The organism is Nostoc commune NIES-4072, from assembly GCF_003113895.1.
Taxonomy (GTDB): domain Bacteria; phylum Cyanobacteriota; class Cyanobacteriia; order Cyanobacteriales; family Nostocaceae; genus Nostoc; species Nostoc commune.
Genome location: NZ_BDUD01000001.1, coordinates 4,124,737 through 4,148,323 on the forward strand (window position 1 = coordinate 4,124,737; position 23,587 = coordinate 4,148,323).

Annotated in this window: 17 protein-coding genes; 5 read left to right on the forward strand and 12 right to left on the reverse strand. The window is 42.5% G+C overall.

Annotation, left to right across the window (positions count from 1 at the left end; translation table 11 throughout):
* Positions 1 to 57 precede the first annotated feature (57 nt).
* A complete protein-coding gene (locus CDC33_RS18175; RefSeq protein WP_109009671.1) occupies positions 58 to 1,173 on the forward strand; it encodes an LptF/LptG family permease in 1,116 nt (371 codons plus the stop codon).
* A gap of 265 nt (positions 1,174 to 1,438) precedes the next feature.
* On the opposite strand, the gene CDC33_RS18180 is transcribed toward CDC33_RS18175, so the two are convergent.
* From CDC33_RS18180 to CDC33_RS41690, 3 genes are all read right to left on the reverse strand, one after another.
* A complete protein-coding gene (locus CDC33_RS18180; protein ID WP_181374222.1) occupies positions 1,439 to 2,059 on the reverse strand; it encodes a CP12 domain-containing protein in 621 nt (206 codons plus the stop codon).
* 509 nt (positions 2,060 to 2,568) lie between these two features.
* Complete coding sequence (locus CDC33_RS18185) at positions 2,569 to 3,540, reverse strand: DsbA family protein (protein ID WP_109009672.1); 972 nt, start codon at positions 3,538 to 3,540, stop codon at positions 2,569 to 2,571.
* A gap of 295 nt (positions 3,541 to 3,835) precedes the next feature.
* The gene (locus tag CDC33_RS41690) at positions 3,836 to 4,444 is read right to left on the reverse strand and encodes a hypothetical protein (RefSeq protein WP_369694314.1); all 609 of its coding nucleotides are present in this window, start codon (positions 4,442 to 4,444) and stop codon (positions 3,836 to 3,838) included.
* 477 nt (positions 4,445 to 4,921) lie between these two features.
* Between CDC33_RS41690 and CDC33_RS18195 the strand changes: the two genes are divergently transcribed.
* The gene (locus tag CDC33_RS18195) at positions 4,922 to 6,181 is read left to right on the forward strand and encodes a hypothetical protein (protein ID WP_109009674.1); all 1,260 of its coding nucleotides are present in this window, start codon (positions 4,922 to 4,924) and stop codon (positions 6,179 to 6,181) included.
* Between the two features lie 30 nt (positions 6,182 to 6,211).
* Here CDC33_RS18195 and CDC33_RS18200 read toward each other — a convergent pair whose 3' ends face one another.
* Together CDC33_RS18200 and CDC33_RS18205 are read right to left on the reverse strand one after the other, a co-directional pair.
* A complete protein-coding gene (locus CDC33_RS18200) occupies positions 6,212 to 6,892 on the reverse strand; it encodes an S-layer homology domain-containing protein (protein ID WP_181374223.1) in 681 nt (226 codons plus the stop codon).
* A gap of 153 nt (positions 6,893 to 7,045) precedes the next feature.
* Positions 7,046 to 7,525, reverse strand: coding sequence for a hypothetical protein (locus CDC33_RS18205; protein ID WP_109009675.1), 480 nt, complete (start codon positions 7,523 to 7,525; stop codon positions 7,046 to 7,048).
* Positions 7,526 to 7,716: 191 nt separating this feature from the next.
* Here CDC33_RS18205 and rpiA point away from each other — a divergent pair, with 191 nt between their 5' ends.
* Positions 7,717 to 8,427 (forward strand): ribose-5-phosphate isomerase RpiA, encoded by a 711-nt coding sequence (gene rpiA, locus CDC33_RS18210; protein WP_109009676.1) that lies wholly within the window; start codon positions 7,717 to 7,719, stop codon positions 8,425 to 8,427.
* 190 nt (positions 8,428 to 8,617) lie between these two features.
* Here rpiA and CDC33_RS18215 read toward each other — a convergent pair whose 3' ends face one another.
* The 5 genes from CDC33_RS18215 to CDC33_RS18235 all read right to left on the reverse strand — a co-directional run bounded on the left by CDC33_RS18215 (position 8,618) and on the right by CDC33_RS18235 (position 18,160).
* Positions 8,618 to 12,886, reverse strand: coding sequence for a DUF4347 domain-containing protein (locus tag CDC33_RS18215; RefSeq protein WP_244919263.1), 4,269 nt, complete (start codon positions 12,884 to 12,886; stop codon positions 8,618 to 8,620).
* 483 nt (positions 12,887 to 13,369) lie between these two features.
* A complete protein-coding gene (locus CDC33_RS18220) occupies positions 13,370 to 14,572 on the reverse strand; it encodes an FtsW/RodA/SpoVE family cell cycle protein (protein WP_109009677.1) in 1,203 nt (400 codons plus the stop codon).
* A gap of 319 nt (positions 14,573 to 14,891) precedes the next feature.
* Positions 14,892 to 16,214 (reverse strand): dihydroorotase, encoded by a 1,323-nt coding sequence (locus CDC33_RS18225; protein ID WP_109009678.1) that lies wholly within the window; start codon positions 16,212 to 16,214, stop codon positions 14,892 to 14,894.
* 254 nt (positions 16,215 to 16,468) lie between these two features.
* Positions 16,469 to 17,821, reverse strand: coding sequence for a histidine phosphatase family protein (locus tag CDC33_RS18230; protein WP_109009679.1), 1,353 nt, complete (start codon positions 17,819 to 17,821; stop codon positions 16,469 to 16,471).
* Positions 17,822 to 17,938: 117 nt separating this feature from the next.
* Positions 17,939 to 18,160: a hypothetical protein gene (locus CDC33_RS18235; RefSeq protein WP_219930044.1), complete on the reverse strand. Its 222-nt coding sequence runs from the start codon at positions 18,158 to 18,160 to the stop codon at positions 17,939 to 17,941.
* Positions 18,161 to 18,660: 500 nt separating this feature from the next.
* On the opposite strand from CDC33_RS18235, the gene CDC33_RS18240 reads away from it, so the two are divergent.
* Positions 18,661 to 19,194 carry an Hsp20/alpha crystallin family protein gene (locus CDC33_RS18240; protein ID WP_109009680.1) on the forward strand — a complete coding sequence of 178 codons (534 nt, stop codon included), beginning with the start codon at positions 18,661 to 18,663 and terminating at the stop codon, positions 19,192 to 19,194.
* Between the two features lie 512 nt (positions 19,195 to 19,706).
* Here the strand turns inward: CDC33_RS18240 and CDC33_RS18245 are convergent.
* Both CDC33_RS18245 and CDC33_RS18250 read right to left on the reverse strand, forming a co-directional pair.
* A complete protein-coding gene (locus tag CDC33_RS18245) occupies positions 19,707 to 20,066 on the reverse strand; it encodes a Rieske (2Fe-2S) protein (RefSeq protein WP_109009681.1) in 360 nt (119 codons plus the stop codon).
* 153 nt (positions 20,067 to 20,219) lie between these two features.
* Positions 20,220 to 20,840, reverse strand: a complete 621-nt coding sequence (locus CDC33_RS18250; RefSeq protein WP_244919264.1) for a hypothetical protein — start codon at positions 20,838 to 20,840, stop codon at positions 20,220 to 20,222.
* A gap of 453 nt (positions 20,841 to 21,293) precedes the next feature.
* Between CDC33_RS18250 and CDC33_RS18255 the strand changes: the two genes are divergently transcribed.
* The gene (locus CDC33_RS18255; RefSeq protein WP_109009683.1) at positions 21,294 to 23,282 is read left to right on the forward strand and encodes a S8 family serine peptidase; all 1,989 of its coding nucleotides are present in this window, start codon (positions 21,294 to 21,296) and stop codon (positions 23,280 to 23,282) included.
* Positions 23,283 to 23,587: the final 305 nt, after the last annotated feature.

Genomic DNA, 23,587 nt, shown 5'->3' on the forward strand with positions numbered 1-23,587 from the left:
ATATCAAAGAAACTTACGTCTTTCTACAACTTCTATTCGCTGCTGCCTTTTACGATCATGGATCGTTACCTTGCTAGCGAATTGTTAGCGCCGTTTTTCTTTGGTGTCGGAGCTTTTTCATCAATTGGCGTTACCATTGATGCTGTATTTGATTTAGTTAGAAAAATTGTAGAATCTGGGCTACCCATAGACATTGCCATTCAGGTTTTTTTGTTAAAGTTTCCTAACTTTATTGTTTTAGCCTTCCCCATGTCTACGCTGCTGGCTACTTTGATGACTTACAGTCGTCTTTCTAGTGAGAGCGAACTAATTGCCCTACGTAGTTGTGGGGTGAGTGTCTATCGGCTAGTGCTAACTGCTGTGCTGTTGAGTCTTTTGGTTACAGGAATGACATTTGTGTTTAACGAACAAATTGCACCAGCAGCAAATTACCAAGCGGCGATGACTCTGGATAATGCCCTTAAATCAGATAAGCCAACTTTAAAACAGCAAAATATTTTCTATCCTGAATACCAGGATGTTACACAGCCGGATGGCTCTAAGAATAAGATATTGACACGCTTGTTTTACGCCGACCAATTTGACGGTAAGCGGATGTCAGGTTTGACGATTATAGACCGTTCAACAAAAAATCTGAATCAAATTGTGGTATCAGAAACTGCCCAGTGGAATCCATCTCAAAATGTCTGGGATTTTTACAACGGTACTATATATTTTGTCGCTGCCGATCGCTCCTATCGCAACATCGTCAGATTTGAACACCAACAACTGCAACTACCGCGCACGCCATTAAGTCTGGCAGAAAAAAGTCGGGACTATGGTGAGATGAATATTGCTGAAGCACTAGATCAACTACAAGTAGAACTTCTCGGTGGCGATCGCCAAAAAATTCGTAAACTTGAAGTGCGGATTCAACAAAAAATCTCCTTGCCTTTTGTATGCGTAGTTTTTGGCTTAGTAGGTGCAGTAATGGGAAGCATACCCCAACGAACTGGAAGAGGTACAAGCTTTGGGATTAGTGTCGTAGTTATTTTTTCGTACTACTTACTTTTCTTTATTAGTGGTGCGATCGCCCAAGCAGGCGCCCTTTCTCCCTTTATAGGGGCTTGGTTGCCCAACTTTATTTTTTTGGGAATAGGTCTATTCTTATTGATACGAGTTGCCAAACGTTAAATCGAGATAGCAGGAAGTAGGGGGAAGAATAAAACCAATTCGCAATTCGCAATGGGCTAACGCCCCGCTCCGCTAACGCAATTCGCAATTAATTCAGACAGACACTCCGGGGTGGGGTTTTTACCTACCTTGAGAAAACTTGGATTTTTTCGCCCACCAGGGGCGAGGTTTTTAACCTAGCTTTTTCTGATAAAAAATTACCTCTTCCCCCTCTGCTCCCTGCCCCCTGCCCCCTGCCCCCTGCCTCTTCATCCCCACACTTCAATTACGGATGATAATTGCGACATTCTGGTGCATTTGGGTTTTCCTTACAGTATTCTTCAAAAGAGACTTTGGCTGATACCATACCCTCAGCTTTCTGATGAGCGGCTTCTGCTTGAAGTTCTTCTACCTCATCCCAGGCGGCTGCACAGGCTTTAGAATAAGCACCTTGTTCAGTGCAAATAGCGCGAGAATGCTCAATGGCTTTTTGAATTCTCTCTTCCAGCAATAGGGCTTTTGGCGCTTCCACAAAATCGCTTTTAGTCAAAATGTCGGTAATCGAAATGATACCCAACAGCTTGCCTTGAATCACAGGCGCTCGATGAATACCAGTGTTGGCAAATAACCGCGCTACATATTCCACACCCAAATCAGGATTGACCACAATGCAAGGCTTGCTCATAATTTCGTAAACCCGCACTTGCTTTGGGTCTTTACCGTAGGCTGTTACCTTATAAACAATATCCGTTTCTGTGACAATGCCATAAGCATCATTTTCATGGCGATGATCCACAACTAGCGCCCGCAATTTTTTGTCCTTCATCAGCCCCACTGCTTCAGCAACAGTCGCCGAACCGCGAATGGTTACTACATCTTTGGTCATGATATCTTCAGCTTTCATCATTGCTGTAGTCTCCTGGTTAATAGTACGGTGCAGCACAGTGCCTTCAGAGGCATATCGGAGCATTGCAGCACACAGTTTAATTTCCTAACTAGAAAATAAAAAAGTCGAACTTTTGTCCAGCTACAACAATAAATTAGACTAGTTGTCAACTCCTGATGTTATCCAATGTGACCGATACCCAAAAATAAGCATAAATTGCCATAACTTTCTAAAAGTGGCTTTGATGTTACCAAAAATACTTGGCAGCCGCTATACCTGAAAATTGCCGTAACTGGTACAGAGATACAAATCTCTTAACGGAGTTTCTAACACAGATGCTACTCAAACGCCCAATACCCAACCCTGATCAAGAAACCACGGGGTGGTCAACTCACCCAAATGCAAAAGGATTTCAATCAACAGGTGAGCCAAAAGCGGGTCTACATTAAGCATTTAAGTAGGTGGGTGGGAAAATTTATAACTAGTTTTTACATTTTGTTACATAGTTCGGTTTATTTCAGCCAACCTACTTAATGCGAATGATCAAAATCTTTCGGATTGCCTAACGCTGTTTTATAATCGACTTTGACACGAGACAGTACACTTTCCATTTCTGATAACGGCACAGCACCAGCAAAAGTCTCACCATTAATGAAAAAGAAAGGAGTACCTTCAATTCCCAACTTTTCAGCTATCTGTTGATCTTTTTCAATCACAGCACTTACTTCCTGTGAATTACGTTGTTGATTAAACTCTGACAAATCTAGTTTGAGTTTTTTAGCAAGTGCAACATATAGTTTCTCACCCAATTTGTCTTGCTGGGCAAATAAAGCATCTTGATATTGCCAAAACTTTCCTTGTTTATTAGCAGCCCAAGCAGCTTTGGCAGCAGGTATGGCTTCAGGATGAATTGAGGTCAAGGGATAATGCTTGTACACTAATGTAACTTCATCTTGATGACGAGCCATGAACTGCTTCAATGTTTGATGAGCATTGGCACAGTAAGGACATTGAAAATCTGAGAACTCGATCAACACAATCTTTTGCTGTGTTGCACCAGTCACAGGAGATTCACCAATTACACTGCTGGGATTTTCTCTAATTTGCTGCTTGATGTAGTGTTGAGCTTGTTGCTGCTGCTGTTTTTTTTGCAGATATTCAGCTTCTAAAGCTTCCTTAACTACTTCTGGATGATTGCGAATAATCTGTAAAACTTCAGTTTCTAACTTTGGATTAATCAGATTACTATTGTCTGCTTGATTCACAATGGTATCGGCTTGCACAGGCGTTGACCAAATAACCAATGTAACGCAAATGAATAAAACTCCTGCTAACAGGACTGAGCGCCTCAAGCAACGACTTAGAGACTTCCAAGAAAAAAATTCTCCAATTTTGTGGAATGGGCTTCCAGCCGTCCCTAGATAAGGACGGGCTGGAAGCCCATCCCACAATAAATAATTTGGGTATTTTTTTATTTGGAAGTTCCTTAACTCGCACTGCATATTTATCATATTTATCAATTTGAAACACTGAATAATGGTAAGATTTTAATTTAGGTGATTTACAAAAATTTTCATGTTTTTTACAGGCATCTCAGTGCAATATCAATTTTATCTGAAGTTGCATAGAATAGAGGGGTGTCCAAATGGTGCATTTTATGGCTCCTATCCTATGCAACTTCATACTAAATTGGTATCATTGTAGTTTCTGTTAGGCACGCGATCAATTGAATGCCTAATCTACAAGAGAGCTAGAGTTTAGATTCTATAAGAATCCTCAGAGATCCCTAAAAGAACGCTAGCTAGCAGCATGACCGGCTTCGCCCTGGCAAAAACCGGAGCTACTGCAGGTCCGCGCCCCGTCGCACTGGTTGTCGTTGGAGCATCTGTTCGATCCGCCGGGGTTGTTGGACTCGTCCCAGCAGTAGGTCGGTCCCTTGGGACCAGGATTGGGCTGTCGCGCCGTCCCCTGGCAAAAACCGGAGCTGCTGCAGGTCCGCGCCCCGTCGCATTGCGAGTTGTTGGAGCACCTGTTCGGTCCGCCGGGGTTGTTGGCCTCGTTCCAGCAGTAGGTCGGGCCGCTCCCAGCTTGCACCACTGCAGGAGCCAGACTCAAAGCCAAGGTCAGACTTAAAGCCAGGGTCAGAACAGCCAGAACGGTCAAATTCGCAAACTTCTTAAATCGTGTCATATGATTTTCCTCCGCAAATGGGTTACGCCGCAACAATCGGTCAGCGTGACAACACTGTACTATCCAATAAAATCGTACTATAAGTTCAGTAGGCACAATTAAACCGAACTGTGTAAATTTATGTAAAGCGCCATAAACGCTTTGAATATAAGCTTTTAAGCAATTTACATTTCTTAATCTAGTTGTATTTTTTAGCGCCCACCTAGTTATAATCATGGTCGAAAATTGTCAGGAAAGCGTATTAATTTAGCTTGCCTTCGCACGGGCAAAAAAAGGAGGCTCTTCGGTACTTTTTATGGAAAACCAGGTTCAAAATCCTTGAAAGCCTTATTCCGTAGGCATTTATCTCAAAATCAAGGCATAATTGTTTGTAACCTTTGCCCCATAAGGGTTTTGTTATAATCAATCTTCAATCACCATAAAAACAACGCAAGAGGCAAAAAAGATAGCCACCAGATCCCTAACGCATAGTAATATCAACGACAAAGTGTCTTTGGGGAAATACTGATGGCTATGCCTGAATTTTTGTCCAAAGTCCAATAATGACTAATAACTGATGGAGAAGTTAGGATAAAATTACTATCCAACTTTAGTTGAGATATTCCTGTTGAGGAAAGCAAAAGAATTAAACAGCAACGCCTTCAGCTTCCATCAAGTTTTACAGATTTCTAGTAAATTTCAATTATTAATCCCATGCCAAATCGTCATTATCCTCCCGCCTACTTACGCTATCTCAAAGCCAGGTTATGGAATCTAGGGCGACCTGGTTTTTGGGGCACTGCAATCTTTTTATCTGTAGTCGGTCTAGGAACTTGGGAATACTGGTCAAACCCAGATATTTTCGTTTATAAGCAAAAAAGTCAAGTCGCCTCACAAGAGCCTGCTGATTCCTCGCTGTCAGAAGAAAACAAAGCGATTGCAGCAGATATTGATAACTTGCCAGTTTTATTTAATGACTTTAACCAAGCAACTCCTTTAGTAACGCCAAATAACCCCAAGGAAAATGCTGAGGCAAAAAATACTAAAAACTCCTTAGATGATCTAATTAACAAACAAAACTCTGCTAATGATACCAAATTAAATCCTGGCTTAGGCGTTAATGCCGACACCTCCTTAAGCGTGAAAAATCCCTTTGTTGTACAAACAGAAAATTTATTACGGACTGGGACGGTTGATAATAATAACCAGTTTTTAGGTATTAAGCCATTAACTACCGCGTCTCAACCAACAGAGAGGGAACCATCTTCTACTCTGAGTATTGGATTGACGAATCAAACCAACAAGAATCAAAATTCTGTCTCCACCAGCCCTGTGCAAGCAGCACTCAACCAATCGACAAACCAGCAATATTCTAGCTTCGATGGGACTGCAATTCAAACAAATGGCTTGGGTCGAGCCTCTGAGCCAGGAACAACGTTGATGCCACCCATTAACAGCTTACCCAGTCAGAATTCTTTACCAAATGCTGGGTTAACTACTGGGACAGGCTACACCTCAACGGGTACGAACTTGCAGCAAAATCCCTACAATAATTTAAATAACGGTAATAACGGTCAGGTATTGCCTAATAATGGGTTAAATACTGGTACAGGTTATACATCAACGGGTACGAACTTACCGCAAAGTCCCTATAATAATTTAAATAACGGTCAGGTAGTGCCTAATGTAGCACCAGTAACACCCCCAGGCACGTATGCAGTACCAAGTAATATTGCACCTTACTCTAGCCAGATTCCAAATCAAGGCGTTGTGACCCCCACAAATCCTGTAGGATATGGGAATTATGGGTTGCAGCAATCAACGCAACCACCACAATCTACTTATGGGAATTATGGGTTGCAGCAACCGACGCAACCACCACAATCTAATTATGTGTTGCAGCAACCAACACAGTCTAATTCCTTATATCTTCGCCAGATTCTAGACAGGTATAGAGGTTCAAATCAAAGGTAATTTTAAGCACCTTAGCTGGACTTTATCCAGCTAAGGTGTTTGTGGGCTATTTGGAATAATCGGAACTTCTGGTGTTTCGGGTTGTTGCTGTTGTCGTTGTAAATATTTACTCAATACATAAGCCATATCTCCACGGGTTACAGGTTTTAATGGAGAAATATTGCCTTGAGCATCTGTATTGAGAAATCCTTCAGTAGCTACTGTAGCGATCGCTTTTCTAGCCCAAGTTGGGATAGACTTTTCATCTGGATATGAAGCCAGAATATCATTTACAGCATCATCGGGAAACTGAAATACACCATAAGCCTGGGCGAAAATAGCAAGAGCTTCAGCCCTTGTCACCTTTTGGTTAGGGAAGAATTCATTGCCCCGATAGCCTTTCATGATGTCAGTTTTTAAGACTGTCTGTATATCATTAAATGCCCAATGAGAACGAGGAACATCTGGAATAGCTAAATTTTCTTTGCTAACAGCTTGTCTTTTATTTAGCCCAAATGCTTTTACCATAATTGATGCTAATTCGGCCCTACTGAGTAACTTTTCTGGATAAAACTTGCCATCAGAATAGTTTGTCATCCATTTGATTGCAGTTACCTGTTGAATGGCATCAGATGGGACTCCAGAAGTATTTTCTGGCACTGGAACCTGAGCAATTGCTGGTAAATTTTGTAGTAGTGCCACTAAAGATAGAGTAATTGAAAGCTGACGCATCATGATCACCACTTTTAGCTGGTAAGTGAATTTAAAAAACTACGTTACTGAGGCTAACGCAAAATTTGGTGTTTTTAATAACCTGTAACTCAGCTAATGACGAATTTACGCTGGGTAATGTTGCTCTAACTATATAGGGTGTGGCTATAAATTTTAAAAATTAGGACTTTGTTCAAAATCCCAGCACTTCCCATGATTCCAGATTCTACCAGTGTGTTCACATTCTGATTTATCGTTAATCCAAGGAATTGAAGTAGGGTAATAGGAGCTAGATGTAGGAGTAAGTGAAGACAATGCAGAAGAAAATATAGTGTAGCTACAAATCCATAGAATGATTAGAAATCCTAAAAGGAACAAGATATTGGCAGGAGTCCAAAAAGGATATAAACCTCTTTCAGAGCGTAAACGCACTTTAGAGCGACGTTCTGAACCTGCTAGCAACACCAGATAAAACCTTAATCCGGGAATTGGTACTGAAACTCTTATGTCTAAAGAATGACGTGTCCAAGCACGAGATGCAAAACTCCTTTTTATCGCTTCTAATTGCTCTAAGGTAAAGGTATTTGCTACTTTCGGGTTAATATTAGCGAGAAGTTGTTCAAAAGTAGGATCAATGTACTGAGATTTTCTCATATTTTTCGTATATTAAGATACAATATTTTACATTAGTCATCTCCTTTGTTCCGGATACTAAAATATTTTATTTTTTAAAATTTCCTAATCAAGGAAGTAGCGATAAGCAAAAACTTGTTTTTTACCTTTCATGTTTTGAGGTTATCTGCCCACTACTATGGACTATAGTCAGTTTTTCAGGAGTTTTGGCAATGACCGCAGCAGCAGATCCCGTAAAGTTGATGAAGCAAGAAGTTGGCAAAGCCGCCGCCGCCTTAGTAAAGTCGGGTTCTATTGTGGGGTTGGGTACGGGGTCAACAACAGCATATACGATTCAGTTTTTGGGCGATCGCCTCAAATCTGGTGAACTTCAAGATATCATTGGTATACCGACATCATTTCAGTCAGAAGTACTGGCAAAGCAATACGGTGTACCTCTTGCCACTTTGGATGCTATCGACCACATCGATATTGCCATTGATGGCGCAGATGAAGTCGATCCGCAGAAGAATTTGATTAAAGGCGGTGGTGCAGCACATACCCGCGAAAAAGTCGTAGACTACCTGGCAGAACAGTTTATCGTTGTGGTAGATAGTGGTAAGTTAGTAGATCGCTTAGGTTCTACTTTCGCTGTGCCTGTGGAAGTGATTCCAATGGCAATTACTCCTGTGACTAATGCCATCAAAAAACTCGGTGGCAAACCAGAACTCCGCATGGGTGTAAAAAAAGCTGGGCCAGTGATTACCGATCAAGGCAATTTTGTTTTAGATGTCAGATTTGACTCTATTCAAGATCCAGTCAATCTAGAAAAGACATTGAATAACATTCCTGGTGTTCTGGAAAATGGCATTTTCGTTAACTGTGTCGATTTAGTTTTGATTGGTGAAGTCAAAGATGGTCAGCCATTAGTGCGGCAACTGTAAGAGTATAGATTTTGGATTTTAGATTTCACAGACATCTAAAATCCAAAATTAAGCAATGATATCTGCACAAATTAATTATGCGTTATCCAGAACCCTTGTAGAGACGTAGCAGTGCTACATCTCTACGTTCTTTTTCAGCAAATGTCTAATATTTATTTTTAAGACAGTAGCTACAGACTAGAATTGAGCGCTAGACGATGACGTTAGTACCGACTACCAGATTTGTAGCGGTGAAATTATTCAAAGTAGCAAAGGTATAAAGACTGTTACCAAAGTAGGCAAACTGAACCTGTGTAGAAGTACCCGATTGCACAAACCGCAGATAACCATCTGAGATGGGATTACTGCTACTGTAGCCTTGACTCTTAAATAAGTCTGTAAGAATTAATTTATCCTCGCTTTTATTAAAGTCAGTGATTGTATCACCATTGCTAAGGGTTCGGTAGATGAACTGGTCATTACCGCTACCGCCAGTCAGCGTATCACTAAAATCACCGCCAATGAGGATGTCATTACCACCACCTCCAATGAGGCTATTATTACCATCACCACCAAGCAGGGTATCATTACCATCACCACCAAGCAGGGTATCCTTACCAGCACCACCACGCAGCAGGTCGTTACCACTCTTGCCGTCGATGCGGTCATCGCCCCCTTGACCATTAATCACATCTGCTGAGTTGTCAAACCCATTAACATTGTTGTTCAGGTCATTGAGAAAGGTAACTGTGTTCTTGTTGAAGACAGCGTTTTCGGTGGAATTGGCATCGAAGACATCAAAGCTTTCACTAATACTGGTTTGCCCATTAAACAGAATATTGCCTACTGTCGATGCATTTTCTAGGTTTTCCAGAGGAAAGTTTTGCAGGATAACTTTGTCATCAGCCACCCCTTCAAAGGTGATTTCCAGATTGTTACTATTCTGGGTTAGTAGTAGATTTTGAGCTGTTAATCCAGCACCTTGGAATTTGAGGGTATCTACTTCGGCAATGATTGCTGCTGATGGGTTTGAGCCTTTACCTAACCCACCAAAATCAGTAATGGTATCAACACCGTCACCTAAGTTGTAAACAAATTTATCTTTGCCGCCGCCACCAGTTAAGATGTCGTTGCCTTGATTACCTGTGATGGTATCGTTCCCGGCTTGAGCGTTAATTATGTCACTGTAGTTCTTGCCTACTAAATTATCAGCGCCATTGGTTCCATTCAGCCCGTTAAACTCTAATGCACCAATATCAACTGTACCCTTAGATATTCTGTCAAATTGACCACCCCGTTGGTCGGTGGTGATACCTGCCAGAATCAGAGCATTATTACCAGTGTTAATAGCAGGACTATCCCCAATTAAGGCATTAGTAAAGGTTGTACCACCATTATTTTGCAAGGGGCTGAGTTTTGGATCAATGGGGTTGGTTTGGGTGCCAACGAGGGTACTGGTAGTAAACCCAGTGCTGCCTGTGTTGTCGCCAATTAGGTTATTACCAGCGTCGGTGAAGTTGCCGGAAACGTCGGGGGAATTAGCAGAATCGCGCGGCCCTAGGTAGAAGTTGCCTGCAATGATAGTATCACCAACGATAACAGTGCCGCCATTACTGACAACACCCCCACCGTTGCCAATCTCATCGTAAAAGCCCTCTGCTGTGTTATTGGTAATGGTGTCATTGGTGAGTGTGAGAGTGCCACTGTTCAAGATGCCACCGCCGGTATAATATACACTATTATCAGAGACAGTGCTGTTAATCAGGCTAAAAGTACCTGAGTTATAAATGCCACCACCATCTGCCGCACCATTACCAGAGACAGTGCTGCTAATGATATCGACAGTGCCTGAGTTATAAATGCCGCCGCCGTAGGATGGGTAGGGGTCAGGGCCTCCCCGATTCAGACCACTGGCAAACGCATTATTATTAGAGACAGTGCTGTTATTTATACTGACTTTGCCTAAGTTATAAATACCGCCGCCATAGGCTGTGTTGTAACCGACGTTTGCATTATTGCTTGAGACAGTGCTGTTAGTTAGGCTCAGGTTGCCTTTGTTAAAGATACCGCCGCCTAAGGACGATCCCCTATTGCCAAAAACAGTGGTTCCCGTCAGGCTGAGAGTGCCTCTATTAAAGATGCCCCCTACCTCCCCTCTATTGTCAGAGACAGTGCTGTTAGTCAGGCTGAGGCTGGTATTGCTATTGAGCAAAATACTGCCTAAAGGATCATTAGCATTAGCAATTTTCAAGCCATCAATGTTGGCATCTGTCCCAGAACCCGATATCTCAAACACGCCTGATGAATTATTTCCACTGACAATCAGGTTAGATGCCCCAGTTCCCAAAATGGTAATATCATTGGTAATGGTTAATTTGCCAGAGGTCAGGGTGATGATATCTGGAGTGGCATCGGTGAACACGCCTGCAAAGGTAATCGTATCTGCCCCAACGGTTGCATTGGCATTGAGGATAGCCTGCCGTAATGACCCCGATCCAGAATCGTTGGTATTAGTCACCACAAATGTGCCAGTATTAACAGGTGGCAGGGTGATGGGGGATTGGACTTCGTAAGCGCCAATATCAACAACACCGTTAAATATCCGGTTAAATCGAGTGCCGCGTTGGTCAGTGGTAACACCAATAGGAACTAGGGAATTATTACCAACATCAATAGCGGGGCTATTCGCAAGTAACGCCTGGGTAAAGGTTGCACCACCGTTATTTTGCAGCAGTCCGAGTTTGGGGTCAATGGGGCTAGCACTTGTGCCAACGAGGGTGCTGGTGGTAAAGCCAGTGCTACCAGTATTATTGCCAATCAGGTTATTGCCGGAGTCAACCACCTCACCACTTAAATCGGGGTCTATATCACCGGAGGTGGACTTGTCGAAGTTGCCTGCAATGATGGTATTACTAACATTGACCGGGCCCGTGTAATCACCGTTAAAAACTCCTCCACCATTGCCAGTACCATTACCATCTGAGTCCGTTGTATTATTGGTAATTGTGGAGTTGATTAGGGTGAGCGTGGTGTTTCTCACATAGCTAAAGCCATTATAGATGCCACCACCATCTTCTAAGGCTGTATTGCCAGAGACAGTGCTGTTAGTTACAGTAACTGAACCGCCAGAATAACCACCATCATCTCCGTTAAAAATGCCACCGCCGGAGGTTGCAGTATTGCCAGAGACAGTGCTATTGGTCAGCCTGAGAGTACCGCCTTGATTATAGATGCCACCACCGGAGTTTGCCGTATTGCTAGAGACACTGCTGTTAATTAGGCTGAGAATCCCAGCTTTACCAGAGGAAGCGTCATTAAAAATGCCGCCTCCGGCAGTATTGCTATTAAAAATCTTGGTTGCCCCGGTATTGCCATAAACACTGCTGTTATTTAGGCTGAGAGTACCACTGTTATAGATACCACCTTGCGTATTACCAAAGATGCTAGTGTAAGTAAGACTGAGGATGCCGCTATTAGAGATGCCATTTCCTGCTGTATTACCAGACACACTGCTTTTTGCTAGATTGAGGATGGAAGTTCTATTAACCTTAATACTGCCGCTAGCGATCGCTATTCCATTAATATTGACACCTGTCCCTAGTCCCGATATCTCGAATACTGTAGAGGCATTATTTCCACTCACAGTCAACTTAGATATCCCAGTCCCCAAGATGCTTAGATCATCAGTAATCGTCAGTTGCCCAGAGGTGAGGGTGATGGTATCTGGGGTAGTATCTTTGAATATTCCCCCAAAGGCGATCGTATCATCCCCAGGAGTAGCGTTGGCTAAGTTAATTGCCTCCCGGAGTGTTGTGATGCCGTTATTGCGATCGCCATCATCTGTGTCCCCAGTATTATTTACCGTGAATGTCGCTAGTACCCCTGCATAAGTCTGGCGGGTCGTTTCTGCAAATGCTAAACTCGCTTCCATATCAGTGGTGCGGACTTCTAACTTCCAGTTACCACCTAATGCTGTATTGCCAATTCGCCCACGAGAAGCGGCAATATTTGCTTTAGTGAGTTGGTGCAGTTTGTCTACAAATTCTGTCCCTGCATCACCCAAAGCCACATTGCAACCATAGATGAGTAAGTTCCAAAGGTTATTACTCTTGCCAATTGAAAATATCTTTTGCCATAGTTGCAGTTGCTGGCTGTATTTGTCTAGGGTATCCAGTCCTAAATGGGTGTTGCCCAATTGTAAGCAACCTGGGGCACCGTGGCACACGATATGAATATTAGTCAAATTCGGGCGATGTCTAGCGACAAGCCGCTGCGCGTCTACGCAACTTGCTAGAATTTCTGTAATTTGTTCAACACCGTTTTGTGTAGAGTCAAGCACGAACACTTCGGCATTATCAACCACGCCATTTACTAAATCGCTATAGTCTTCAACCGCCATGTCGATGAAGACTAAACTATGGGTATAGGAGGTAGAAGTTGCAGGATTTACTTGGAAGTGTGAGGTATGTAGTGTTGCCATTTTTTTACTTCTAGTTCAGGTAATGAGGGAAACTCAAACGAGTGCATCTCATTTTGGTAGATGATACATACTTAACTTCAAACAGAATTTGCTGCTTTTCGGATTTTTTAAAATATTTGGTTCTTCAGTATTTGTGATGCGAATTCCAGCAGATTTCAAGTTGTTGAGGTACACGAGCTAAGTCTGTCATCCAAGTAGAAAGCGTGTTTTATCCCATTACACAAAATTATGGATCTAAATTACTATTCTTGCTCCCCCTGCTTCCCCTGCTTGCCATATCCAGATATCAAATCATTAAATTGCCCGAATCAATGACCATCTTTTTTAATTGTCTCAAGATATATTCTTGTGTTTTTTTGGTCTTCATATCGGTCAATAGATGGAGTATGTAATTGCTAGAATTGTGATGAACTTTGATACACCTTATAAATGTTTGAGGTTTTCCATAATTTATTTAATTCCTGCGATGCCGCTTTTGTTAGCTTAATTCCTATTGTTATGAAAACTCCGGCGTCTGCGGCCATTTTCCAACAAGGGTTTTTGCAACGGTACGACCTCAGCTTCGCTACTCTCGCGTGCTACCCGAATCAGCAACCCAGCAGCTATTAAGCTAGCAATCATGGAATTACCACCGTAACTAAACATGGGCAAAGGTAAGCCAGTAGTAGGTAGAGAACCTGTAGCAACACCAATGTGAAGCAATGATTGTCCTACCATCAAAATCGTCACGCCGATCGCCACCAATCGATGTACTGTATTTTTAGCCTTCAGCGCCACGATTAATCCAAGAGTGGCGAATGTAGCTAAAAGTGCCAACAATACCATACTGCCAACAAAGCCAAACTCTTCAGCGAACACCGCAAAAATAAAATCAGTATCCTGAATGGGTAAATAAAACAGCTTTTGTTGAGAAAGCCCAAATCCAGCTCCCCAAGTTTTACCAGAACCCACAGCTAGTAAACTTTGCACCAACTGGTAGCCATCTCCTGTCGCATCTGCCCACGGGTCGAGGAATGACATCACCCGCTTACGCTGATACTCTTTGATGCTAATACTCAGTAGTGCCAACATCACTCCGCCAATTGCTGTTCCTCCCAGGTACTTGTAAGGTAAGCCAGCTGCTAAAGCAATTAGCCAAATAGTCATACCGCAAAGTGCTGTTGTACTCAAGTTAGGTTGAGCAAGAATTCCTAAAAGTACCAGACCGAAAATACCCAACCAAGCCAAGCGAACCCGCCAACTGATTCGTTCCCACTGACCAAAAAGCCGCGCACTTTGCAGCACCAAAAAAGGTTTAATTAATTCTGAGGGTTGAATCGGAATAGGCCCGATCGCAATCCAACGCGCTGCATCAAAAGCCTTTTTTCCTAATCCTGGGATTAATGTAATAAAAATTAACGTCAAAAACACTAATAAAAACCAATGGGATACTCTCAAAATTTTCTGCAATGGCGAATTAACAATAATATTGAATCCGATTAAGGAAACTAAGACCCAAAGGAGTTGACGCTTAAAGTAGTACAATCCATCTTCATGACGGGCATCAGCGACAGGATAGGATGCTGAAAATAGCATGATTAAGCCGACGAACAGCCAAATCAACGTTAACCAGCGCAACAGCCGCGCTTCTAATGCCCAGTTGGAAACTGAACTATCAAAAATAGGAATCAGGCGGCGTAGATTCACGAGTAGTACAGGTAAAAAGTTAGAAATTAGGAGTTGTTAGAAATAAAACTCATAAATCATAACTTATAACTCATAAATAGACTTCACAACCATAAATTTTAGAGTTGTTAACTTCAGTACACCGCTAATTCAATATTTTTGACAAATTGCGTTGACAAAGGCCACGCTTCTCTACAAGACGCTGGGCGTAGCAATATCCCCGTCGGGGTATTTATAGTAGTCATTTATTGTTATCAATTTATGGTATTCTGATTAATTATGCACTGTTTCAATCAGACATCCTCTAAAAAGTCATAGCTCTTAGAGTATTTTGCATTTTTCAACACCAGGTTTGCACAACATGACCCTTCAACTGTTGTCCTAGCCAAGGTGTATTTTGTGAAAGTGTATAAAGATTTTTCCGTTCGACTTTCCAGGTTTGCTGGGGATCAAATAAAGTAAGTTCTGCTGGTTGATGAGGTAGAATCGCACTAACTTTTTGCCCCAAACACTCTGCTGGACTAGTACTCAATGCCCGCCATAATTCTAAAGCTGTAAATTCTTCAGTTTCAACGAGATATTGCCACAGCAAAGGTAATGCTAACTCTAAACCAATTGCCCCTGGAGGTGCTTCGGCAAAGGCTTGGACTTTTTCTTCGTAGCTGTAGGGTGTGTGATCAATAGCGATCGCATCTATCACACCTGCACGCACTCCTGCGCGTAACGTTGCCACATCACTAGAATTTCCTAACGGTGGGTCTAAATGCAAGCTAGTGTTATAACTCTTAATCGCTTTTGTATCAAGTAAAAGATGCATCCAGGTGGTGCTGGCGGTGATGGGTAAACCAGCAGCCTTAGCTGAAGCAATGAGTTCCACGCTGCGAGATGTAGAAACGCGCATAATATGGACTGGTGTACCTATAGTTGCAACCAATTCAACTATTGCAGCGATCGCAGTAGTTTCGGCGCTGGCGGGTATTGGGGGTAAACCGAAACGCAGAGCATCTGCTCCTTCTCTCATTACACCATTTGCTGATAACTGGCGATCGCTAGGCCAAAATGCTACTGGTTTACCCAACGGCTGGACATACTCTAACACTCGCCGCACCAGCGCCAAATTCTCTAAAGGCTTACCATCGCTAAAACCAACAACTCCAGCAGACGCTAAATCTGCCAATTCCGTCATTTGCTTGCCAGCAACATCTAGGGTGATAGCACCCCAGATATGAAGCAGGGGGAGAGGAGAGGCAGGGGGAGCAGGGGAGGCAGGGGAGGTAGAGGGAGCTGAATTAATTTTTTCGCTCTCTTTCATTTTCCAGTGTCTCTTTTGCTGCAACTGTGCCACAAGTGCAGGGTTATCAATAGCTGGGGATGTATTGGGTAAGATACTAATTCTAGTAAAGCCGCCAGCAGTAGCAGATTGTAAGAGAGACAACAAGGTTTCTCGTTCTTCAAATCCTGGTTCACCGGAATGGCTGTACAAATCCACTAACCCCGGCCCGATAACTAATCCCCGACAATCTCTAATTGGAGTATCGGGGCTAATATCAGTAATGTGCGAAGCCACTTCTTGAATATAACCATCAGCAATCAGCACATCAAAGAGTTCATCGATTTTAGAAACTGGGTCAATTACCCGTACTTTTTGCAGCAGTTCAATCATAAAAGTTTTTAATTATGAGTTAGGGGTAGAGACGCGATTAATTGCGTCTGTACAAGAGTTAGAGGTAGAGACGCGATTCATCGCGTCTGTACAAGAGTTATTTGTTCCTCACTCATCACTTCTAACTTTATTCATCACTCATAATTTTTCACTCCTAACTTTATTCCTAACAGACGCGATTCATCGCGTCTCTCTTGTACAGATGCGATTCATCGCGTCTCTCTTGTACAGATGCGATTCATCGCGTCTCTTTTTTACAACGCCCCTGCTGCTGTTTTATCTAGTACGCCTCTGCCGAAGTGAGCGGTGATGTTCATCGCTTGCAATACTGGTATACTATCGATTCCACAAGGATAATCGATAACACTAACTGCGCCATTACCCTGACGGAAATTCCAGAAATTTTCCAGCGATAAACCTAAAACGTGACAAAGTAAGGTTTTATTAGTTGCGTCGTGAGCTACTACTAATACAGTTTTGAATTGATTAGTTGATGCAGTTTCTACAATTGATTGCCAAGCTGCAACACTACGTTCCCACACCTCTTGCAAATTTTCTCCTTCAGGCATTTGCACTTGGGCTGGCACTAATCGCCAGCGCTGCAACTCTCCGGGAAATTCTTGTTCTATTTCGGCTTCAAATTTTCCTTCCCAGAGTCCGTGGCTGATTTCTCTTAAACCATCTTGCAGGTCTAACTTTACATTAGGATGTTGTTTTAGGATGATCTCTGCTGTTTCTTTCGGGCGCAGCATTGGACTACTTACAGCATAATCAATCGCTACGCCTTGGAGAAATTCGCCTGCTTTTTGCGACTGTTGTCTACCGTTGTCGTTGAGGGGGACATCGATTTGCCCTTGAAACCTGGTTTGGCGATTCCATTCAGTTTCGCCGTGACGCACTAATAATAAGCGTATTCCTTGATGATCCGGTCGCAATGAGGGTAGACTTTCTCCAGTGTGTTGCGTCTGATTTAAGGATTCTAGCTGAACTGGTTCCCCCAATCCTCCAGCAAAATTTAGTACGCTGATGCCACAGTTAGATTGCTGTATTGAATGGTAACGACTTGGGGGGATTCCCAAGGCTGTGCTAATCAGGGCGCGATTAATGCCGTTATGTCCCACTATGAGAATAGTTTCGCCTTGATGTTGGGACAAAGTTTCTTGCCAAAAGAGCTGCGCTTGTTCGTATAAAGCAAGAACAGGAAAATGTTCTCTTGTTCCTTGTGCATCATTTAGCAGCATCCGCAGTTCGTCGGGGCGTTGATGCCAAGTGCGGTAGTCTTCGGCAAATTTCTGCTTAACTTCAGCAGTTAGCAGTCCTTCCCATAAAGGTAAGTCAATTTCTAGCAGCAAATCAGAAACTTGGATTACAGCAGACTGTTCAGGATGAGTAGCTAACTCATTATGGATAATATCTGCTGTGTGTTTCGCTCGTTGCAGGGGGCTGCTGTAAATCGCATTAAATAAAATATTGCTGAGGGCTTTGCCAACAATACTGGCATCGTTACGACCTTTTTCGGTTAATGTTGACGCATCAGTGCGTCCCTGAATACGCCGCTCGGTGTTATAACCGCTTTGACCGTGGCGCACAATGATGACACGAGTCATCTAAAAGCCCTCCTCTTATCTAGACGATTAATTCTACTGCAAAATGATTGCATATTTAGCAATTCAAGAAGGCAGATTTAGTTAGGTACGAAAGCTACCTCTGCCCCATTCAAGGATTTAAAAGCACCCGATAGCTTTGTAAGTGCTGACTATAGGCACAAAATTGTTAGAATTACAATTGCGGCGCACTGTAACCATTGTAATTTTGCCATTGAGGCGATCGCTCCCTTGAAATTGAATGACTCCCGTTGCACCTTTAACGGAGAATAGAGGCTTTGCAAGTGTTTTCTGAATGCCGATGCGGGTAGGATTTGCCGTCAAGGCTTTGCTTAAAACCAATACTGCGTCGTAGCTGGTGGCGGTTCACAAATCTTGCTTCCCTAGTATTTAGCGATCGCACATAGTTTAAACGTAGAAATTCCCCTGACTGAAATCTATCGTCGCATTAATTTTTAAAGATACCCTTTCTGGGCATCAACAATCCAGTATCGCTCCCAGTTTGGCATTCACTGTTCATGAATGGAGAATTTGCTGTGCGTTCTTGTGCATAAGTCAATTGCTACGGTAAGAAGATACTTTAACATCAACTATTCTCAAGCTTTTCATCCTTTTTTTGTTTGATACGGTAAATCCAACTTATGTCTGTACGGTTTACCCAACTTTTTTTAGATTTTCCTTTTATTAAATTAGTTTCTAGAGAGAAGAAACAAACCAAACAAAGCTTCTCTCTCAAAACGTAGAGGTTCAATAATTGATTAAATATCTGAAACCTCTACATCCCCCTAAAACTTAGTTTGATTACTTAAAAGTCAATTAGAAAGTTAAGGAGAGATTGAGATATGGCACTCATTCGCTGGGAACCATTCCGTGAAATGGAGATTTTACGTCGTCAAATGGATCAACTCTTCTCTGAGCTTACAGCAGCCGAGCGCGGCAACTCTGAAATTTCTGCATCACCGAGAACAGCCTGGGTTCCTGCTGTTGAATTATCTGACAATGGTTCAGAGTTCGTATTAAGAGTTGAGATTCCAGGCGTAGAAGCTAAAAACCTTGATGTTCAAGTTACTCAAGATGCAGTTTCGATTGCTGGTGAACATCGTTACGAAAAACATTCCGAATCTAACGCCAAAGTTCATTCTGAATTTCGGTATGGCAACTTTACTAGAGTAGTTCCTCTACCAAGCAAAGTTCAGAATCAACAAGTTAAGGCAGACATGAAAGATGGGATTTTAATTCTAACTTTACCTAAACTGGAGCAAGAGCAAAACAAGGTATTCAAAGTGAATTTAGGTCAATCTCAAAATGCTACAGCTTCTATAGAAGCTGGTAATGGTAATACACAACCCAACATTACATCACAACAAAGTGTTTAAGTTACTTGAGAAAATGTTTTCTCTGATTCAATAGTTCTTCAGGGTTAGCGCATCTCAAACCCTATTGACACGGTGGTTTTGGGGTTCAACCAAAGCACAAATAAGTTCAAAATTACTACACTGAGCCAAGGGGTGGGATTGACATTTTCGTATTTATGTGGTCAAAAAACATAAAAAGCTATTTGACCCATGTTTTTTCAATCATTTACGACAATTTGTCCTATTTTGAATGAAAAACTGATATTCAGATAGAGTTTTAAGCTTTTTGTCTGTATCAAGAGCTACAAAATTAGATGCGCTTACCCTGAATAGTTCTTATATCTCTGAAATAGTTGCATTTTGAGAAAAACCCCAGCTAAACTTATCGGCTGGGGTTTTTGTCGCTTATACCATTTCAATTGATGATTGCAACACATCCTTGGGTAAAGACGCGATGAATCGCGTCTCTACAAATGATCTATTTGTCGCATTCTTTTTTTAAATTGGTATTAACTTCTAAAAAATAGATGGCGCTATTCCTCTTGTACATCAACCCAGATGCTACCTTCTTCTACACGAATAGGAAATACTGGCAATACTTTTTGTGGCGAAACCATTGAGAGTACTTTACCTACACCAGGTGGCCAGGAACACCAGCCTTTTACCTCACCAGTCTGTAGGTCAAAAGCACTGCGATGGAAGGTACAAACTATTGCTCCATCTTCAGTGATTTTCCCATTTTTCAACGGTAATTTTAAGTGGGGACAGTTGTTATCTACTGCATAAAGCTGATTTTCGTGGTTCAAAACCAGAATTTTCCGGTTGCCAACTTTCACTACTTGTCGCGTACCTGGGGAAAGTGCTTCGACTGCAAGAACTTTAGTCCAACTCATTAGGTTCTCCTCTCCTAATTAATCTGTTTTTAGTTTCTCGCAATTGTAACCACTGCGATCGCATTTCAATACTGGAGAGTGCAAAAGGTTAACAATTCAAAATTCAAAAATAAAATCAGATAGATGCAAATATTAGGCTCATTTCTAAGAAAATCAATGCCCTAGCCTCAAGCCTCTTTCCATAAGCATCTGAGGTTCGATATTCTCAACTTTAGGTATCGCTTCTAACTGAGGAATCCGGGCGATCGCATCTGCAATATTACCTGATTGGGCACGCAACCAAGCGGTGTGAGGTGCATAAGGAAGGCTTTCTACTATTTCGTAACCGGCTCGATTAATTACCTCGCGCTGCGACTTCACATCAACGTTTTCAGCAAAGCGGATGAAAATAAGCCCGGTTGGTACTGCTAAGGAACCATTTGGTTGTAATGTGTAAATTGGACTTAGTGTTCCCTGTTCTGATTGATTGGGTTCCCCTGGAAAAACTGCTATTTTACCATCGTTAAGTTGTAAAATTGCTCCTGTTACCAGGGTCTTGGGTTGATTGTAATGTATTGCATAATATCCAGGCTTACGAGTGTAAGATACAGCAGTGCGTAGGTGTAGCCCGGTGTAGGCATCGCTGCCAACGCGAATTTGTTCAGGATACTCAGAAAAGTAATCTTTTTGAAATGTCACTTCAGGAATCAGGGGTAAAGAGTAGACCTGTAGAAAATACTCTGCCGGAAAATAAAACATTTTTTCAAGTTCTAATGATGTTATAGCGTTTTTCAATGACCTTAAATCCCTCTTTTCTGGAAAGACGAATCAAAGGCTTGTATGAACTTATACCAATTTTGTATGAAGTTGCATAGATAGGACTTACGCAAAAATTGCTAAAAAGCTTAATTTCTCGAATCGCCAAGACGCCAAGAGCGCCGAGAATTCGTAGAGTGTGCGTAAGTCCTAATAGAATCAAAAGGCTATAAACTATGCTTGGCAATCATTCCAGCTTTCTGTAGTTTCATGCAGCTTCACAATAATTTGGTATTAGATAGATTAAATTCTATTTAATTTGTATCTTTTTAAACCGTAATACACATATAACACATGAAATCAGAAGCATCGATAAACTAAACGTAAATATTAAGCGCACGCTGCAAGAACACAACGCATGATGCGGTTTTGCCCATTCCAATGCCCAATTTTTAAGATAGTAATATTCCAAATATCCCAGGAGATAAAATTATGGTTCAAGTTCGTTATGGTGGGCAGAATGGCCAACAATATGAACTTGCTATTAGTGACGAACATCTTGTAGTGCGTACCGAAAGCCGCAGCGCTCTTATTGGTGCAAGACCCTTTGAAGTCGCACCAGTATCACCTACAGCTCGCAGTATCCTAAATGAATTCGAGTTAGCAACACGGTTTCGGCAAGCGGGTGTAGAAATTTTGCGGGCGAAAGTTCCGACTGAAGGTGTTGCTTTGCGCGATCGCGCCCGTGATATTCTCAACCAAGAGCCTGAAGTCCAATTTGCCGGACGTGTTCTTGTCGATCCAATATCCCAACAGCCTATAATTTACACCGAAAACCTCTTCCTTAAATTCCATAGCGAAGAAGAGTTAACGGTCTGCCAAGAGGTCTTAAAACGTTACGACTTAACAATTAAACGCCAACTGGAATATACACCAAATGCTTACTTTGTCAGTGCATCTGCAAATACTGGTATAGCCATCTTTGACATCGCCGAAAGACTTTTGAATGAAGAATCAGTTGATCTGTGCCATCCTGAACTAGTGCGGGAGTTACGCCAACGTCAGGTTTTCTGGCAGCAGTGGCACTTAAAACAAACAACAATTAATGGTAAGGTAATTAACGCCCATGTCAACGTTGAGGCAGCTTGGAAGTTGAGCGATGGCACTGGGACGATTATTGCAATTATTGACGACGGTGTGGATCTCGATCATGAAGAGTTCCGTTCCTCTGGAAAAATTGTTGCTCCGCGTGATGTCACACGTAAAACTGACAATCCAAGACCCGGAAACGACAATAACCACGGGACAGGCTGTGCAGGAGTAGCTTGTGCAAACGGCAACTTTGGTGCATCTGGTGTAGCACCGGGTGCAAAGCTGATGCCGATTCGTTTAGCTTCGGCGCTGGGGTCGCAGGATGAAGCAGATGCTTTTGTTTGGGCGGCTCAAAATGGTGCTGATGTAATTTCTTGTAGCTGGGGGCCCGCAGATGGTGTTTGGTATGAGCCAAACGATCCCGTACACAAGCAGAAAGTACCTCTGCCTGATTCCACACGCCTTGCTATGGAGTTTGCTATTAATAAAGGACGCAACGGCAAGGGCTGTGTAATTTTCTTCGCGGCTGGCAATGGTAACGAAAGCGTGGATAATGATGGCTACGCCAGCTACCAAAAGGTGATTGCTGTGGCAGCTTGTAACGACTACGGCACGAGAAGCGCTTACAGTGACTTTGGTCAGGCGGTCTGGTGTACCTTCCCCAGCAACAATGGCGATAGTTCTCAAACCACTGGAATTTGGACAACCGATCGCTCTGGTGTAGTTGGGTATAATTCGGGTAATCGGAATCTGGGTGACGTTCCAGGTAACTACACAAACCAATTCGGCGGAACTTCCAGTGCTTGTCCAGGTGCGGCTGGTGTAGCAGCCCTAATTATTGCCAAAAACCCAAATCTGCGTTGGGACGAAGTGCGAGATATTATTAAACGCTCTTGCGATCGCATTGATCAAGCTGGAGGTAAATATGATCCTAATGGTCGTAGTCCCTTCTACGGTTACGGCCGCATGAATGCTCTGAAAGCTGTAGAATTGGCCAAGCCACCGGAAATATCACCCATCAGCAGATTTCAGGCAGTGCAAGATGTCCCAATTAACGACTTACAAAAATCAACATTGTCGTTGGCGATCGCTAGTACTAACCTGATAAAATCTATCAAAGTTAATGTAGACATCGAGCATACTTTTATTGGGGATCTTATAGTTACTCTGCTTCCCCCAGCGCAAACAGGCGTACTTCCTGTAATTCTGCACGATCGCCAGGGTGGAGCTACAGATAATATTAAAACTACTTATGACGAGATAAATACCCTTAAACTTGCTGCTTTTAAAGGTAAAAATCCCCAAGGAACCTGGACTTTGGAAGTTTCAGATAAAGCTGACGCAGATACAGGAAAGATTCGCAGTTTCACCATTGAAATTGGATTTTAGACCAAGGATATTGGCAATACGGTTCGGATCAGATTTTTTGGCGTTGCTGAATTGAAGTATGAATCTGGATGTAGAGACGTAGCTTTTCTTCGTCTCTACAAGGATTTTGGTATTATGCAAAATCATTTTCATACATGGAATCAGCAACGCCGATTTTTTGATAACACGCCACGCAAAGACGCGATAAATCGCCGTCTTTACAATAATTCAGTCCTTTGTAGAGACGGTGATTTATCGCGTCTCTTACCTTAACCGAACCCTATTGAGGGTATTGGTTTAAGGATAATTATAGGCTGGGTGAGCGA